Here is a 15,304-nt window from a genome sequence, read left to right on the forward strand (position 1 = left end):
TGCTGTAAAATTAACCTTGTTAATTGATTTTTTAGAGAGGCTAGCTGAGGCTATAATCGGGCCTGTCTTCACGAGGATCTGAAGCTATGGATTGGAATTTATTTCATTCAGCCACTTGTCAAGCTCCTCTACAGAGAGGCATTCATCAGTACCGCGATCTTGGCTAGCACCGCGCAACGCCACTCCTACAACCCCGAAGCTTTCATCGACATAAGGCCCGCCGCTATAGCCAGCTCTTATCGTTGATGCAATCTCGAACCTACTCAAGCCTTGCCTTGGGTAAGTGTTGTTTACATAAGTTGGAACAATATTTGCCGAGCGCCCGGGGCTATAATCTGGGTACCCGATAAGTAGCCCCCTGTCACCTGACTTCGCCTGAGAATGTGCTGCAGTGAGGTGCCTTGTTGAGAGAGGAGGAGCGTCGAATGCAAGTAAGGCGAGGTCGCGATGCTGATCGTAATTCAGAAGTGTTAAGTCGTGTCTTGCGTTTGCATGATCAACAGCAAAGCACTTAAGTTTATCTATGTCGCTCGAATTTATATGGATGGCAATGTCTTCCACAAGATCATAAAAGACGTGATCACATGTTATTAGTCTATTATTGTTATAAATAAAGCCAGTGCCTTGGCCGCCTACATGTGAAACAACGCCAGTGGATGGGCTAACATAATCCCCCTCCCATACAACGACGAAACAGGCTTTGCGAAGTTCAGTTTCCGTCCTTACGATTGGGTAAGCTTTCAGCGCTTTTGTTATTCCATCTGTAGCCGCATTAAAGCGGTCTGCAAAACGATTATAAAGTACGTCTTCATCGCCTCTCACCATTTTCACAAATAGAATTTTCCCCCTTAAGTAGTTTGCTAGCTCAGGAATGTAATTGGGGTTTCTAAGCGATCTATAATTCAGAGCCTGAGAGATGCCGTTTTTATTTTCAAAGCTAGACTTCCAGAGCGAGTTTGCATTCGAGTAGCCGTGTTTCTCGCAGGCATTTAAGGCGCCCCTTATCTCGTCTAAGAATTTGCGCCTGACATTTGGAAATCGATTAACCTTTAGTCCAGTTACTTCCATTCTTCTATGGCGCGTACTCATACGAGTTTTTTCTGGATTGATCTCAAATCCGTTTTTTCTTATTGTCTCTTGAAGTTCAGCTCCAAGGGTCAGAGATCCTGAATCAAACGAGCAAATATTTTCTGGTATGGCTGCTGAAGTTCTTACGGAAAATGAAAAGGTGATGTCATCTACATATCGAGTATAGGTGGCCCTGTGTCGCCTTGCCAAATCAATTAGATCTCGATCGAGCGAACGCGCAATTATGTTAGATATATAAGGGGATGTTGGAGCTCCTTGCGGCAGCGTGTTTCTAAACGTGCATATGTGTGCTGCCAATGATGCAACTTGGTGGGAAAACCCAAAAATGGGAGAGGAAAATAATCCTCTGACACGATAAAAGGTAATTGATGGGAAGAAGTCCTCCAGATCAAGATTTAATATAAAGCCCGCTCTTTGCTGGCAATGTGCTTTGGCGTTGCTGACAATGCTTCTGTTAAGCCGAAATCCATGAGCGCTATTTTTAGGCTCGGGACCAACATTCAAAAGATATTTTAGCAGCTGCCTTTGAATATTTTTTAGGGTCAATCTAGGTGAATAAATCTGCCTCAGTCCACCTGTTTTTTTCGGGATTTGGAAGGCTCTATATTGCTGAGCAGGATATATCTCACCTTGGATACTATCGTAGCCGACCCCAAAAACGTGCATTGAAAACCTAGCTACGTCGCTCCTGGCTAAAGCTTCATTCAAGTTATCCAAGTCATCTATATTAATCAAGTGCCGCCTCGGCTGTCTTTTACATATACCCATCGCGTCCCACGTTGCGACACTGTGCGCAGAGCGCGGATTACCTCAACACAAGGACCGCGTTAACGCAGCCCAGATTAAGCATCAGCCGAGACGGCTTACCGATTGTAGCCAACTGATTTATTTTTGTCGCCCTGAGATCGCAACGCAGGCTGATTTTTAATGCCATCAAGTCGCCGTATGGACTCTCATCCAGCGATAGAATTGATCGGTTCACTTATCCACCCTGACACCGCTGCCAACCACCGCCAGTAGCAGACACCTGCTCCCACCCGTTGCGCAGCCGCTTCATCGCTTGTCCGCCCACACACGCATAACCCAGTTGTTTGGCTTCGGCGGTGCCCAGACCAGGCAGCGCGATGATGGAATCCGAAGGCGCAGGGCGCCCTTGGCGCTGCGCTTCGCTAAGTAGAGTCACGTTTTCGATGCTCTGGCAGTAACGCACCATGCCCGGGCGCGTGCGGTATTGCTCACAATTGAAGGGCGTTGTGTCACGCGCCATGGAGTTATGCGGCTGCCGCACTGGCGGAATGTAAGTGTACGTGGACTTTCCCGTGGACGAGCGCATGCTTTGTGCAGGTGCACCATGTGCGCACGCAAGCATGCACAGCGCGGCCAATGTCAGCGCACCGCGGCGCGCGGTGGTGTTCCAATCCATGGTGTTCCCTCTGTACGCACCGATCCTAGCCCACCTATTGCAATTGCGGGTGGTTCAGTTCGCTTATCATTGAGGCGCCGGTGCGTGTATTGCTTTACGCATGCGTCAATGCACGCCGCTAACGCGCAGCACCCAGATCCTCCAGTACATCCTCCACCTGCTCGGCCAGGTGTTGCAGGCAATGCGCCCATTGCTGCAGTGGAATCGTCGGCGTCCCCAGCGAGCCTTCGTCACGGGCGCGCGGTGCGGCCAAGGTGGCGAGCAGGCGTAGTTGGTCGCGTACGCGCAGCAGGTGGTACTGCGTGCCTTCGGACATCCAGTAGCCGGTTTCGTCGTGCATGCCGCTCTCCTTGCCGTGAGGCAGCTCCCGCTGCACAACGCAGCGGGATGCCGGGAGGCTAGAAACCGCACACAGCCGGCGGGCTTATTCCCCTTGCGGGTATTTTATTCGCCGCCCTCCCGGCGTAGGAACGCCGAGCAGTGCCAAGCCAGATGGCCGAGCACAAAAGACCCACCAAAACTCGGAGGTGGGTACCGCTGTGTGGGGAGTTTCTAGGCTCCGGCTGGAAGTGTGCGGGTGGCGCAGGGCAGGGTCAAGCTGAGGTGACTGTCTGGGTGCGGAGAAGCCACCTACATAAAAGAATTTTCCGGCTAAGCGCAGCACTCCAATGGGTCGCTGCAACCAGTTGACACACCACTCAACGCGTAGCAATCTCGCTGCAAGGAGCCTAGAAACTCCTCACACAGCGGCACCCACCTCCGTCAGACCGGTGGGTTTTTTGTGCCTGCAGTTTCTTGCAGGCGTAACCGGCGTGACACCTGCGTCGGAAAGCGGCGAATGCGAATCCCTTTCGGAAAAGGGCCTGCCGTCTGTGTGTGGTTTCTAGCCTCCCGACATCCCGTTGCGTCGTGCGACGGGGCTTGTTCGTCTAGGAGGGCTTTGCCATGCGTCGATCCACGTCCAGTCCCAAGCCATCGCGCAAGCGCGCCACGGCGCAGCCGCCTACCGAAGTCGTCTGGCGCTCGCTGGATCCTTCGATCCCGCCGCGACGCTACCTCGAGCGCACGCCCATCCCCGAACCCCGTGCCGAACCCCGCACACCACGGCGGCCCGGCCGCGCGCGTGCGCCGCAGCAGTGCACCGTTGGCTATGGGTACTATCCCGACAGTCACCAGCGCATTCCCACCCTGCGCCTGCGCGGCCGCTGGCTGGAACAATTGGGCTTTGCCATCGGCAGCAAGCTGCACATCCGCCAGCGCGATGGCGAGCTGGTCATCAGCCTTGTAGACCCACATTGATCACGCCGCAGCGCATGCGCGCACCGCATGCGCCCGGCCCGTTGCTGGAGACGTCGCATGATGAGTGAGGGCATGACCGGCGCGTCGCGTGCAGACCGCCACGGTGTCATCGGCCGGGTGGTCGCGGCGCGCATGCACGCCGCAAGCGCGGTGCCGGTTGAGCGCTACGGCAGCCGCCCGTGGCGCCACCGCAGCGCCTACACCATGCGTGAGCTGCCGGCCCGCGCGCCCGCGGCGGGTATCTACGCGCTTGGCCGCGTCACCACGCGCTGGCACGTGCGCGAGGAGCACGCGCCGGCCAGGGAACGCTTCGACCAGGCCGTGGTGCAGCTGCAGGCAGAGCTGCTCACCTACATGCGGCGGCGCCTGCGCGACCCGCACACCGCCGCCGACCTCGCCCAGGAAACGCTGCTGCGCCTGCTGGCCTACCGCAACACGCCAGACATCCACAGCTACAAGCTGCTGCTGTACCGCATTGCCCACAACGTGGTGCTGGAGCACTGGCGCACGCGCCACCGCAGGCACGCCGCCCGCCATGTGCCGCTGGAGGACAGCGAACCGCTCGCCGCCGCTGGCACGGCGGTGGACCAGCTGGTGGACGCCCGCCGCACCCTGCAGCACCTGCACACCCACACGCTGCCCGCGCTGCCGCCCAAATGCCGCCAGGCCTTCATGCTCAACCGCTTCGACGGCCTCAGCTACCCCGAGGTGGCGGCGGTGATGGGCATCTCGGTCAAGATGGTGGAAAAACACATCAGCCGCGCCCTGGCCGCCTGCCGCGCGGCGGTGGGTGAGTGAGGTCAGGGCAATGCATTGCGCAGGTGGTGGTGCATCGAGACCGGCCGGGCGCTGGCTCGGTTCATCGCGCTTAGCTATTCGGCTAAGTTAGCGGCATGCGGCTCCTCGGGTCACCAATAGGTTGGTGCTCATTCGATCAGATGCCGCGAGACGTTCGTTTAGCGCAATGCGGAGCGAAAGCTCGATTGTGCAACTTGCTGATTATCAGGTCGGGATGACCAGACACTATGCTGAAAAATATGAAGTTCCCACTCTTGTACATACTTGAGCTGCTGCTATGGCTGCCGTTGCTTGTCTCCTTCTTTGCCGCGTCCATGTTCCTTGGAGCCAAACCCATTGCTGCGCTCGATCTTCAAGGTAAATCACTCCCTGCTGGCTGGGAGGCTGCAGTTCCGAGTCACGGGAAATTCTTGCAGGGCTACCTCATCTCCAATCACCCTGCCACTTTCGCCTGTAGTGCAGTCATCACGCTTGGCTTGGCGTTCTTGCTCTACCGTGTTAATCGGGCACAAGCAGTGCAACGTGCCGAAGCTGACAGCCGCAGCAACCGATCTCACCTCATCGCCAATGGTGTTGTTTTTGCAACGCTGGCGCTGACCGGCTATGTACTGGTGACACGCGTTTGGGTCGGCGTCAGCGCGGTCTAACTGCGCCGGGATGAGATCAGCGCCTTATCGCATAAGCGCTCCAGGTTGACTTCGTTTTCAGGCGAGAGCTGAAAAAGATCAAGAGCGATTGAAGCAGACGCAGGGTGCGCCACGTCATCCTGTTAAGACTCCGTTCTTTGCTCTTCGCCCCCGTCTCCTTGGGTTCTCTTTGAGCGCCAACTACTGTGACGCGCAACGGGGACCCGACACGAGAATTTCCCTATCGTTATGACATGCAGCGACGGCATAACGCGAGCCACTCGGCTCGCCGCCAATTGCCAGACAAACGCGCATCGCCCCCCCACAACACAGCGCCCCCCAGCGCAAAGGTTCTTCATGATCGATGTCATCAAGCGAAAAATTTTCTCAAGACGTTCGGTGATGGGTTTCGTGTTTTCCACCGCCACCCTAGTGGCTGGAACGACAACCGCTGCACTGGCAAGCGAGCCGGTCGGCTTTGGCGCGGGAACCACTGGAGGCGCGGGGGGCGAGGTGGTCGATGTCTCGACACCGGCAGAGCTCAAGAATGCCTTGTGCCAGCGTTACCAGGGCTATACCTGCATAGACGACACGCCTCGCATCATCCGCCTGAACACCGTCATCGACTTCACGGCAACGCAGGGAACCACGTCCACCACGGGCTGCGTTTACGCTGACAGACAGTGTGCAGAGCCGAGCGGGAAGCAGGAGCGGGTTCTGGACACCGGGTCATACTGCAGCGGTCGTACAACGTTCCCACTGACCTACGACAACGCAGCTAAGTCACTGCTGTCCGTGGGTTCGAACAAGACGATGATCGGTCTCGGGGCATCGGCGGGGATCAAGGGCACGGGCTTGTCGATGACCGGCGGTGTGTCGAACATCATCGTGCGGAACCTGTCGATCACCGATCTCAATGAGGGCATCGTCTTTGGCGGCGATGCGATCAGCATCGATAACGCAAGCAGGATCTGGATCGACCACAACGCGTTCGCACGCATCGGCCGGCAGATGATCGTGACGGGCTGGGGCCCTGCCAAGGCAGTCACCATTTCCAACAACATGTTTGATGGCGAGACCGCGTATGGGCATTACTGCAACGGTCGAAGCTCCTGGATCCTGCTGCTGATCGGCGAAGCTGAAGAAATCACCCTGCTGGCAAATCACTTCCACGCCACCGCAGGGCGTTCGCCGGAAATCGGCACGGGCGGCATGATTCATCTGGTGAACAATCTGTATACGTCCAACTTCTATTTTGGCGCCACTGCGTCAAGGGACGTCAACCTGTTGGCCGAAGGGAACTACTTCAATCCAGAGGGCCAATACTTCTTCCCTGTCGCCAGTACACCCGGCGATCTGGTGTTCGCGCCACTGGATGAGAACGTGTCCTCCACCGGGTCGCTTTGCTCGCAGACGCTGGGGCGTTCCTGTGTCACCAGTTACACGGAAACCGGACAGGAATCGTTTCTGCTGGACACCACCGTGATGGCCAATATTGCCGGCAATGCGACGTGGAAGAATGCGATAGGCAGCGTCAGGCCGATGATGTCCAACGACGTCGCCAAGTCGGTTGCCGCCAACGCAGGCCCCAGAGCCGACCCGGACAGCGTCAGCAGGTAGTCCCGAGCGGGCCAGGGATCTCCGGCGGCCTGAGGCGCGCGATGCCGCAGGTCCCTGCTGCGCCAACATTGGGTGGCTTGATCAAGCATGCCGCTTGGCGCTGTACTACAGCGCCCACTGAATGTCTGCCCAGTGCGAGCGGCAGGGTGGCGCAGTAAACATTGGCGGCGGCTGTTGCCACAGTCGTTTCTGTGGCCTTTACACCGAAGATCGGGTTTGCCGATACCAGGGGTAAAGCCTGGCCTGCCGATGTGCTAGCTTGCGCCAATAAAGACGTACCCTGACACTGCATTCCAGCCAGCGCCGCGCTGTGGCGCTGGCTGATTCAGGCGTTATGCTGCGCTTCGCAGTTGGCTGATCCCCGGAGTCAGGCGCCATGTCGGATATGCTCGTCAACATCGACGTCGATGATCTGGAAGCTGCCGAGCGCTTCTACTGCGCAGCGTTTACGCTGCGCCCAGGGCGTCGCTTCGGCACAGATGCGATTGAACTCATTGGCGCGTCCTCCAGGCTGTATCTTCTGGCGAAAGGAGAGGGAACCCAGACATTTCCCAATGCGGGTCCAGTGCGCTCCTATGCGCGACACTGGACGCCAGTCCACCTGGACTTCGTTGTGGACAACCTCGAGCAGGCGGTTGCACGGTCGATTGCTGCCGGGGCCACCCAGGAGAACGCGATCCGCGACAATGCTTGGGGCCGCATCGCGTTGATGGCCGATCCCTTTGGGCATGGCTACTGCCTGATCGAATTCAGCGCTGTCGGCTACGACGCCATCACGTCCTGAAGCTGGTGTATCGCATGATCCGTTCAAGTAGCGGCCCGGTGAGGGCACGCTCATGCGCAAGCCGCAGGCGCGCCTTGATAATCACCCAAGCCGCACCCGCTTCGCGGGTAGCCTCAACTGGCACCTGACTGCATGGAAGCAACCACGCGCTCTTCGGCAACGCATGACCTGGGCGATCGCATCCTCAAGGTGAATCACGCCGGCGAGCATGGCGCCATCAGCATCTATAGCGGGCAACTCTTCATGGCGCGCTCGACCGATTGATCCGTCTATAGAGCCTAGATAAGCGACATCCACCGCAAGGAACTTTGGTACATGGGGCCTTGCGACGAGCGCATTGCACAGTTCGTTGCGGAACGTCCGCAAGCTACAGGTGTTGATCGGATAGAATTTCTGACAATTCGATCAAGCCGATGCCGCCTTGCGGCCTGGCTTAGTTCAGGCATCAGGCCACATGGAAAAAATGCGAAATCTTCCACTGCGATGCCCATGCTGCGGCCATAAGACGCTCGACGCGCGCGCAGCTTTCGAGATATGTGCCGTGTGTTTTTGGGAAGATGATGGTCAGGATGACGACGATGCGGATGAGGTATGGGGCGGCCCGAATGGAGAGATCAGCCTTACCGAGGGGCGCTCCAACTACAAAGCATTTGGCGCCTCTCATAAGGCGTATCTCACTCGCGTGCGTCCGCCACGTCCTGACGAGCTGTTGGATAGGGCGTGACGGTGCATTGGTGCAGAACCTGCTCAGCAGTTCTGCTTGGTCAAGGTGTCAGGGCCTCTAGGCACACTCGATGTTATTTCTGGTCATTACCTCCGTCCCGCCTGGAGAAGCGCCCGAATGGGTGCGCGAGAAATGGGTAGGTCTGTCGCTGCCGCTTGCGGACGAGGCGGGCGCTGTGCATTCGCTACCCACCGTTGGGGTCATCTCACATCCCAAGACCCGCATTGGGTACTACTGGGCACGGCTGACTGGCCGGGTGAGGCGGGCATCGGGCTACATCGTGTACTCCGCGGCCGCAATCGAGGTTCTTGAGCGATCAAGTCCGGCGGCAGCGGCTTGGTGGCGCAATCACGTTCCATGGGTTGTGCATCCCGGTCGAATTTTGATGTTTCAAGAAGGTGTCGGTCATGTGGAAACCGTCCACGCGTCCTGACAATCCATTCAGGCCCAGTCGGTTTCTTGGCAGGGCGTAACTTGCCGGCTGAGAGCACGTCGCGCGCAACATCGTGAACTGGCATGCTTGACACGTCAGTCGATAAATCGCCGCTCCGCGCCACAGCACAACGCATTGGGTACTGGTGAAAATTCTTAACTCGTTGATGGATAAGCTGGACAGCATCAGTTCCTTGACGATGCTCTGCATAAACTCGGTACTGTGCGTATTTGTGCTGCTTGCGCATGGGGGCGCCCTGCTTTTGGTAAGGACCGGCAAGGTGCCGGAGATGGCGCAGGAGGTTGCGATTGCCTACGTCTCCATTCCTGCCGTGATCGTTGCATTGGCATTCTCGGCGCTGGCCTTGATTCGACGAGAAAAGCTTGTAGCCGCGCTCAAAGTCCATGCTGTCATGCTCATGGGCCTTGCTGCCTACACGCTTTATGTTGGCCTTGACGTAGTCTTCAATGGCGTGCCAAGCGGCAGCAGATTCAGCTGGGATCCCACTCTGTTTGCGGTTTTTCTGGGATATCCGTTCTTGCTGATCAAGCGGGCATTCCCGTGGTCAGGGTTTAGCCGTGCGCCACTGCGCTTCGCTCCGGTGCTAGCGGTAGGGATTTCATTTCTGATCAGCATGGCGGTTTCTTGGCGGATGTTCGCCTTGTTCAGGGCTAGCGTAGAGTAGGTTCACTTATCCACCCTGACACCGCTGCCACCCACCCGCAGCAGCCGATACCTGCTCCCATCCATTGCGTAGCCGCTTCATCGCCTGCCCGCCCACGCAGGCATAGCCCAGTTGTTTGGCCTCTGCCGTGCCCAGGCCCGGCAGCGCGATGATGGAATCCGATGGAGCGGGACGCCCCTGGCTGCGTGCCTCCTTGCGCAGCATCATGTTCTCGATGCCCTGGCAGTAACGCACCATGCCCGGATGCGGGTGCGCGCGGTATTGCTCGCAATTGAACGGCGTGGTGTCGCGCGCCATCGAGTTGTACGGCTGCCGCGTCGGCGGGATGTACTTGCTGTTCGCCTTGCCTGTGGCTGAGCGCATGCTTTGTGCGTAGACGCCTTGCCCGCACGCAAGCACACACAGCGCTGTCAGTATCAGCGCGACGCCGCGCGCGGTGGTCATCCTGTCCATGGTGCTCCCCCTGTCCGCACCGATCCTAGCCCACCCATCGCCGGCGTGGGTGGTTCAGTCCGCTTGGTGCTCAGGGTCTGAATCTGGCGACCGTCGCCTCTACGACGCAAGGATGCCCGCGACGTCAGATAGGCCACCTCAACCGTGTGCCCGGCATCTGGCGCCACGCTTGTGGCGACTGCAATGGCCCTTGCCGCGCAGGGCACTGCGCCACATCGGGTGGTGCTTGCTTCCTGCCTCACATCACCCCGATGGTGCGGGCCGACTGCGCCACAACGGCATCAAGGCCACCAACCCAAGCACGGGGCCAGGCAGCAGCACCCAGGCGATATGCAGCCCCAGCGCGTCTACATACCGCGTGCTCACACCGATCGCCACCACGGTGATCGCAAAACCAATCGCGTTCTGCATCGACAGCGCACTGCCCACGATGGCAGGCGGGCATGCACGTGCAGCCAATGCGGAAAACTGCGGTGAGTCGGCCACCACGCTGGCGCCCCACACCAGCATCAACGCAAGTGCCGCATAGCCAGATTGCCCACCCACCCATGGAAACGCCAGGCAGCACAGTGCCGAGATCAGCAACGCCACCGCTGCCACACGCGCGCTACCGATGCGCGCACTCAACTGCCCGCCCAGCACGCAGCCCACCGCCCCTGCGGCGATCACCGCAAACGCCAACGTGGCCGTGCTCACCCCAAGCGCTTGCGACAGGCCGGCGCGCGCGATCAGCAGCGGCGTCAGCGTCCACATCGCATACAGCTCCCACATATGGCCGAAGTAGCCGAACGTGGCGGCGCGAAAGTCCTTCAATGAAAACGCCTGCAGTACCGCGCCGAACGCCAGCGTGCCGCTTGCCCGTGCCGGTGCAGCCGCGCCTTGCCCCAGGCGCAGGATCATCGCTGCCCCAATCACGGCCAGGAGCGATGCCACCCCCATCGGCGCCTGCCACGGCAACGCGCCACCCACCGCCTTGATGCCCTGCGGCAACGCCGTGCCCAGCGTCAGCATGCCCACCAGCCACGCCAGCGCCTTGCCCGCATGCTGCGGCGCCCACTGCACCACCAGCTTCATCCCGATCGGATAGATGCCAGACAGGCACAGCCCCACCGCAAAGCGCCACACCATTCCCGTGGCGACATCGCTGGCGAAGATCGCAAAGCCCAGATTGCACGCCGCCCCGGTTATCGCGCAGACGGCAAAGATGCGGCTGGCCGCAAACCGGTCGGCCAACCCGCTCAGCGCAAAGCTCAACGTGCCCAGGATGAAACCCACCTGCGTGGCCATGGTCAGCCACCCGACTGCCGCTGCACCCACGCCCCATTGCCGCATCACGTCGTCGGCCGCGCTGTTGGCCGAAAACCATAACGAGGTGCCCAACAGTTGCGCCAGGATAATCACCACCAGCGCAGTGCTTGGTCGCATGGGTGGCGGCACGGCGTGCGTCATCGGATCAGCCTTGCGCGTGCGCGTCGCAATATCGGCAGCGGGCGTCGAGCTGAAGGTGAGTAACGTTTGGTGTCTACGGCTGCTGGCATGGCACGGGACCCCATCAGACGCAGTCATGTAGTGGCGCTGAGCTTACTGCAGCCATCTGCTTGCTGCTCCCGCTTGCGAGTCGATGAGGTGTGCCTGGACATATGCCGCGGCGGCACCCGAAAAAGATGCCAGCGAAACTCCTTTGATCGTCAGTAGCGGGAACCAAGACTGTCCCAGCCCCACCGCACGGCCGCGCCTGCTGCCGGAGGGTGCGTTTGGCCGCAGGCAACGCAGTGCACGCGCATGGCGAATTCCGTACAGTCGGCTCGTCATCGTTGCAAGGCTGCGTCCCGCCTACCACCGTATCGCGCCTGCCGGGCGCACAAGGAACCTGCAATGCGCGAGCTGAAATTGATGATGTCGGTGTCGTTGGACAGCTTTGTCAGCGGGCCGGATGGCGAGGTGGACTGGATGTTCAGCGGCGACCAGGAGGCAATCGCCTGGAAGGTCGCCACTGCGTGGGAAGCCAGCCTGCACATCATGGGCAGCCGTGTGTTCGCAGGGATGGCGTCGTTCTGGCCGACGGCCGACTCGCCGTTTGCGCCGCCGATGAATCAGATCCCCAAGGCGGTATTTTCTGCGCAGGGTGCTGGAGTGCTGGAAGCGGCCGTTACCGCGCTCGCGGCTGCGCAGGCACGGGCCGATGTTGCTGGCGCGCCACTGCAGGCTGGCGCGCAGAGCTGGTCGCAGGCCCATGTGGCCAGTGGCGACCTTGCACAGGAAGTGGCCAAGCTCAAGATGCAGGGCAACAAGCCGATCATCGCCCATGGCGGCGCGGCGTTTGCGCGCAGTTTGATTGCGCACAATCTTGTGGATGAGTATGTCCTGGGCGTGTACCCGATCGTGCTCGGCAAGGGCGTGCCGATCTTCGATGGCCTGCCCGCACCACGTGCGCTCACGCTGGTCGGCACCAAGACCTTCCCCAGCGGCTTCATGGCGCAGACGTATCGGCCGGTGTGAGCGCGTGCGTCGGCGTCAGTGCTGGTACGTCGCTGCTGGCAGGGCGCGCACAGCTGGGACGGTACCGGCCGCGCGATGGGGATAGCTGCGATGGCACCCCTCGGTGTGGATCAGGCGGCGCAGCGTGAGGCAAGGTCGCCTTGATGCTTGGCTGCGAGCGCATCCAGGGGTGCATCGCAGCGACGCGCCACCGCGTGCTGCCTGGATCACTCAGCACACGGTTCACCGGCAGACGCTGGACCATCGCGTCGCGGCCTCGCGGGCGCAGCTTGCGTGCGTGACCTAGCGCGCCGCGTCGATGACCATGCCGCCGTCCGGGGTGAGGCTGTAGCCGGTGATGAACTGCGCATCCTGGCTGGCAAGAAACAGGATCACCGGCGCAATGTCATGCTCGGGCGAGCCGTTGCGGTCGAACACATTGGGCAAGGGCGGGCGGTCGCTGCCGAAGGTGTCGGCAATGGGCATGACGTTGTTGACGGTGATCCCGTCGGCGCCCCATTCGCGCGCGGCCACGCGTGTCAGTGCGCGCACCGCCTCCTTCGCCATGCCATAGGGGGCGTAGCCCACCATGCCGAGCAAGCCGCCCGCCGAACCGAGATTGATGACGCGGCCCTGGCCACTGGCTTTCAGATACGGGTGGCAGGCCTGCATGCTGCGCAGGTACGCCAGTGGGCCTATGTCGAAGTTGCGCTGCAGCTGCTCCGCCGACAGGTCGATGACCGGCGAGAACACCGCTGACGGGTCGAAGGCATTGTTCACCAGGATGTCGACGCCGGCCCAGGTATCGACCACCGTCCTGACCGCTGCCTTGATGGCGTCTGCATCGCGCACATCGCAGCGCACGCCAATGGCCGTGCCTCCAGCCACGTTGATGTCGTGAACCACTGCGTCGATGTTGGCCTGCGTGAGGGAGAGCACCGCGACCTTGGCCCCTTCTGTTGCGAACAGCTTGGCCGTGGCGCGGCCAATGCCGCGCCCGCCACCCATCACGATGGCAACCTTTCCGTTGAGACGTGTCATGCGGGATTCCTGGTGCGATGAAGTGTTGGATGAGGGCGTCAGCGGCTGCAGCGCGGCGATGGCCGGCGCGTAAGGTGAAGGCGGTTGGCGGGCGAGGTTTTGGGTGCCGAACGAGACGACCAGAAACACCAGGCCCAGCACCGCAGGAAGCGCGCCTTTGGGCTTACGCACACCCAGGTGTGCCATCCCCGACAGAAGCAGGTGGTACAACACACCTGCATACGCCAGATCGCTCAACGCCAAGTTGAAGCGCGACACGATCAGCAGCGGTGCCAGCAGCTTGATCGCGATCATGAACGGCACCAACAGGGGCGCCGAATAGCCCAGCTCGGCCTGCGCCTTGTGCACGAACTCGCCCTTGGCGAGATACAAGGCGGCAGAGCTCAGATAGAGCAAACACAGCAGTACGGTGCTGATCCAATAAACGTAAATGGCCATCTGGTGTGCGACACGCCGCTGCGAGATGCACGCAGAATGTCGACTAAGATGACCCTTGAAAAGTAGGATGAATAGCTGGTGCTTAGTATGAAAAAGCAGACCATTGAGACCGGCACGGTCAACATGCACGAGGAAATGCGCCGTGCATTCGCGCTACTCTCGGGCAAATGGAAACTGGAAATCATGTGGCTGCTCAATCAACGCATGTATCGCTTTGGCGAGCTGCGCAAGGCGATCCCGGGCATCACTCAGCACATGCTGACCGCACAGTTGCGCGAGCTGGAAGCGGATGGCTTGATCACCCGCACGGTGTTTGCAGAAGTGCCGCCGCGCGTTGAATACGCAATCACAGCCAAGGCGCGCGGACTTGGTGCGACGATGGAGGCGCTGACGGTGTGGTGGCAGGAATATGGGACGACCATCGCCAAGCGCCCGGCCACGCGTGGGCGAAAGGCGCGCGCCTAGCATGCGTACGTTAGCGAGGTCGTGTGTGCGCTGTTAAAGGTTGGGAGCGGCGCATATGCAGGCGCTCGAGGTGAGCGGTGACTGGCCCCTGTCCTCGCGGGAGAGGGGTTGGGGCGAGGGAACGGACTATGCGTAGTTGCCTAGTTGCATCAGGCTTTTCACCTACCCTCATCCGGTCCTTCGGGCCACCTTCTCCCGAGGGGAGAAGGGAGCGGCTGCAGGTGCTTCGGCTGGCTTGCGGGGCGTGCGTTGGCTGGCTACCGCTTGGCCAGGTAACCTGGCTTGTGACTGGATACGATAAAACAACGACGCCCCGATTGAGTCGGGGCGTCGTTGCTTGTTTGTCGCTTAACAGGGAAGGTGCGCTGCGCTTGAGCGCTCGCAAAGCGAGTTGATGGAGAGTGCAAGCTGCTGTGGGCTCCCAGTTGTCGCACCAGGCAGGTGATCAAGATACATAACCCGCATTATCAAATTGCTATTTGATGATGACAACGACGGTCCCACTAGCCAAGCTTCTGCTTGGAAGAACAACGCTACGCATCGACCGAAGTCGCCGACAGGTTGCTGTTCGACAACCGTGGTTGACGTATCGCGTCACTCTTGCACTTCCCAATCTCGCAAACCCTGGCGTCACACTTACTTGGACGCGTCGCGGACCTTGTCGGCCACTTCGCCAGCCTTGCGCTGCACCTTGCCCACGTTCTTTTCGGCAGCGCCTTCGAGCTCGGTGCTCTTGTCGCCGGTGACGCGGCCGATGGCTTCCTTGACCGAGCCCTTGACCTGCTTGGCAGTACCTTCGATACGGTTCTTATCCATGGGACGTTTCTCGTAGTTTGGGGAACCCGGCCAGTCTGTCTGGGCCGGTGTGAGCATGATGTGCGCTCGCATTCGGCCAGCCCAGTTGCGAATGCACTAACCGCGTTGGTGCATTCGCGCCAACGGATGCAG

17 protein-coding genes are annotated in these 15,304 nt (G+C 59.9%); 10 read left to right on the forward strand and 7 right to left on the reverse strand.

Annotated features, from left to right (window positions below; genetic code table 11):
* Window positions 1–84 precede the first annotated feature (84 nt).
* From VZ068_RS00565 to VZ068_RS00575, 3 genes are all read right to left on the reverse strand, one after another.
* Window positions 85–1,797 carry a reverse transcriptase domain-containing protein gene (locus tag VZ068_RS00565; RefSeq protein ID WP_349656550.1) on the reverse strand — a complete coding sequence of 571 codons (1,713 nt, stop codon included), beginning with the start codon at window positions 1,795–1,797 and terminating at the stop codon, window positions 85–87.
* 274 nt (window positions 1,798–2,071) lie between these two features.
* Window positions 2,072–2,458, reverse strand: a complete 387-nt coding sequence (locus VZ068_RS00570) for a hypothetical protein (RefSeq protein ID WP_349657617.1) — start codon at window positions 2,456–2,458, stop codon at window positions 2,072–2,074.
* A 172-nt stretch (window positions 2,459–2,630) separates the two neighbouring features.
* On the reverse strand, window positions 2,631–2,852 hold the full coding sequence (locus tag VZ068_RS00575) for a hypothetical protein (protein WP_349656551.1): 222 nt from the start codon (window positions 2,850–2,852) through the stop codon (window positions 2,631–2,633).
* Between the two features lie 605 nt (window positions 2,853–3,457).
* Here VZ068_RS00575 and VZ068_RS00580 point away from each other — a divergent pair.
* The 8 genes from VZ068_RS00580 (at window position 3,458) to VZ068_RS00615 (ending at window position 9,481) form a co-directional block, all read left to right on the forward strand.
* Window positions 3,458–3,811, forward strand: coding sequence for a SymE family type I addiction module toxin (locus tag VZ068_RS00580; protein ID WP_349656552.1), 354 nt, complete (start codon window positions 3,458–3,460; stop codon window positions 3,809–3,811).
* Between the two features lie 72 nt (window positions 3,812–3,883).
* Entirely contained in the window at window positions 3,884–4,609 is a 726-nt protein-coding gene (locus VZ068_RS00585; protein WP_349656553.1) for an RNA polymerase sigma factor, read from the forward strand.
* A 239-nt stretch (window positions 4,610–4,848) separates the two neighbouring features.
* Entirely contained in the window at window positions 4,849–5,256 is a 408-nt protein-coding gene (locus tag VZ068_RS00590; RefSeq protein WP_349656554.1) for a hypothetical protein, read from the forward strand.
* Between the two features lie 336 nt (window positions 5,257–5,592).
* Window positions 5,593–6,855 (forward strand): hypothetical protein, encoded by a 1,263-nt coding sequence (locus VZ068_RS00595; RefSeq protein WP_349656555.1) that lies wholly within the window; start codon window positions 5,593–5,595, stop codon window positions 6,853–6,855.
* Window positions 6,856–7,231: 376 nt separating this feature from the next.
* Window positions 7,232–7,639, forward strand: a complete 408-nt coding sequence (locus VZ068_RS00600; protein ID WP_349656556.1) for a VOC family protein — start codon at window positions 7,232–7,234, stop codon at window positions 7,637–7,639.
* Between the two features lie 132 nt (window positions 7,640–7,771).
* Window positions 7,772–7,903, forward strand: coding sequence for a demethoxyubiquinone hydroxylase family protein (locus VZ068_RS00605; protein WP_349656557.1), 132 nt, complete (start codon window positions 7,772–7,774; stop codon window positions 7,901–7,903).
* A 530-nt stretch (window positions 7,904–8,433) separates the two neighbouring features.
* A complete protein-coding gene (locus VZ068_RS00610) occupies window positions 8,434–8,796 on the forward strand; it encodes a hypothetical protein (RefSeq protein WP_349656558.1) in 363 nt (120 codons plus the stop codon).
* 145 nt (window positions 8,797–8,941) lie between these two features.
* The gene (locus VZ068_RS00615) at window positions 8,942–9,481 is read left to right on the forward strand and encodes a hypothetical protein (RefSeq protein ID WP_349656559.1); all 540 of its coding nucleotides are present in this window, start codon (window positions 8,942–8,944) and stop codon (window positions 9,479–9,481) included.
* Window positions 9,482–9,487: 6 nt separating this feature from the next.
* Here the strand turns inward: VZ068_RS00615 and VZ068_RS00620 are convergent, their stop codons facing one another.
* Both VZ068_RS00620 and VZ068_RS00625 read right to left on the reverse strand, forming a co-directional pair.
* A complete protein-coding gene (locus VZ068_RS00620) occupies window positions 9,488–9,934 on the reverse strand; it encodes a hypothetical protein (RefSeq protein ID WP_349656560.1) in 447 nt (148 codons plus the stop codon).
* A 243-nt stretch (window positions 9,935–10,177) separates the two neighbouring features.
* Window positions 10,178–11,359, reverse strand: coding sequence for an MFS transporter (locus VZ068_RS00625; RefSeq protein ID WP_349656561.1), 1,182 nt, complete (start codon window positions 11,357–11,359; stop codon window positions 10,178–10,180).
* Window positions 11,360–11,809: 450 nt separating this feature from the next.
* Between VZ068_RS00625 and VZ068_RS00630 the strand changes: the two genes are divergently transcribed.
* Window positions 11,810–12,433, forward strand: a complete 624-nt coding sequence (locus VZ068_RS00630) for a dihydrofolate reductase family protein (RefSeq protein ID WP_349656562.1) — start codon at window positions 11,810–11,812, stop codon at window positions 12,431–12,433.
* Between the two features lie 282 nt (window positions 12,434–12,715).
* Here the strand turns inward: VZ068_RS00630 and VZ068_RS00635 are convergent, their stop codons facing one another.
* Window positions 12,716–14,020: an SDR family oxidoreductase gene (locus VZ068_RS00635; protein WP_349656563.1), complete on the reverse strand. Its 1,305-nt coding sequence runs from the start codon at window positions 14,018–14,020 to the stop codon at window positions 12,716–12,718.
* Here VZ068_RS00635 and VZ068_RS00640 point away from each other — a divergent pair.
* Window positions 13,979–14,356 carry a helix-turn-helix domain-containing protein gene (locus tag VZ068_RS00640; RefSeq protein WP_349656564.1) on the forward strand — a complete coding sequence of 126 codons (378 nt, stop codon included), beginning with the start codon at window positions 13,979–13,981 and terminating at the stop codon, window positions 14,354–14,356. The genes VZ068_RS00635 and VZ068_RS00640 overlap by 42 nt on opposite strands.
* A gap of 636 nt (window positions 14,357–14,992) precedes the next feature.
* On the opposite strand, the gene VZ068_RS00645 is transcribed toward VZ068_RS00640, so the two are convergent.
* A complete protein-coding gene (locus VZ068_RS00645) occupies window positions 14,993–15,172 on the reverse strand; it encodes a CsbD family protein (protein WP_259166645.1) in 180 nt (59 codons plus the stop codon).
* Window positions 15,173–15,304 lie beyond the last annotated feature (132 nt).

Origin of the sequence: Xanthomonas sp. 10-10 (assembly GCF_040182365.1) — a bacterium.
GTDB classification, from domain to species: domain Bacteria; phylum Pseudomonadota; class Gammaproteobacteria; order Xanthomonadales; family Xanthomonadaceae; genus Xanthomonas; species Xanthomonas arboricola_F.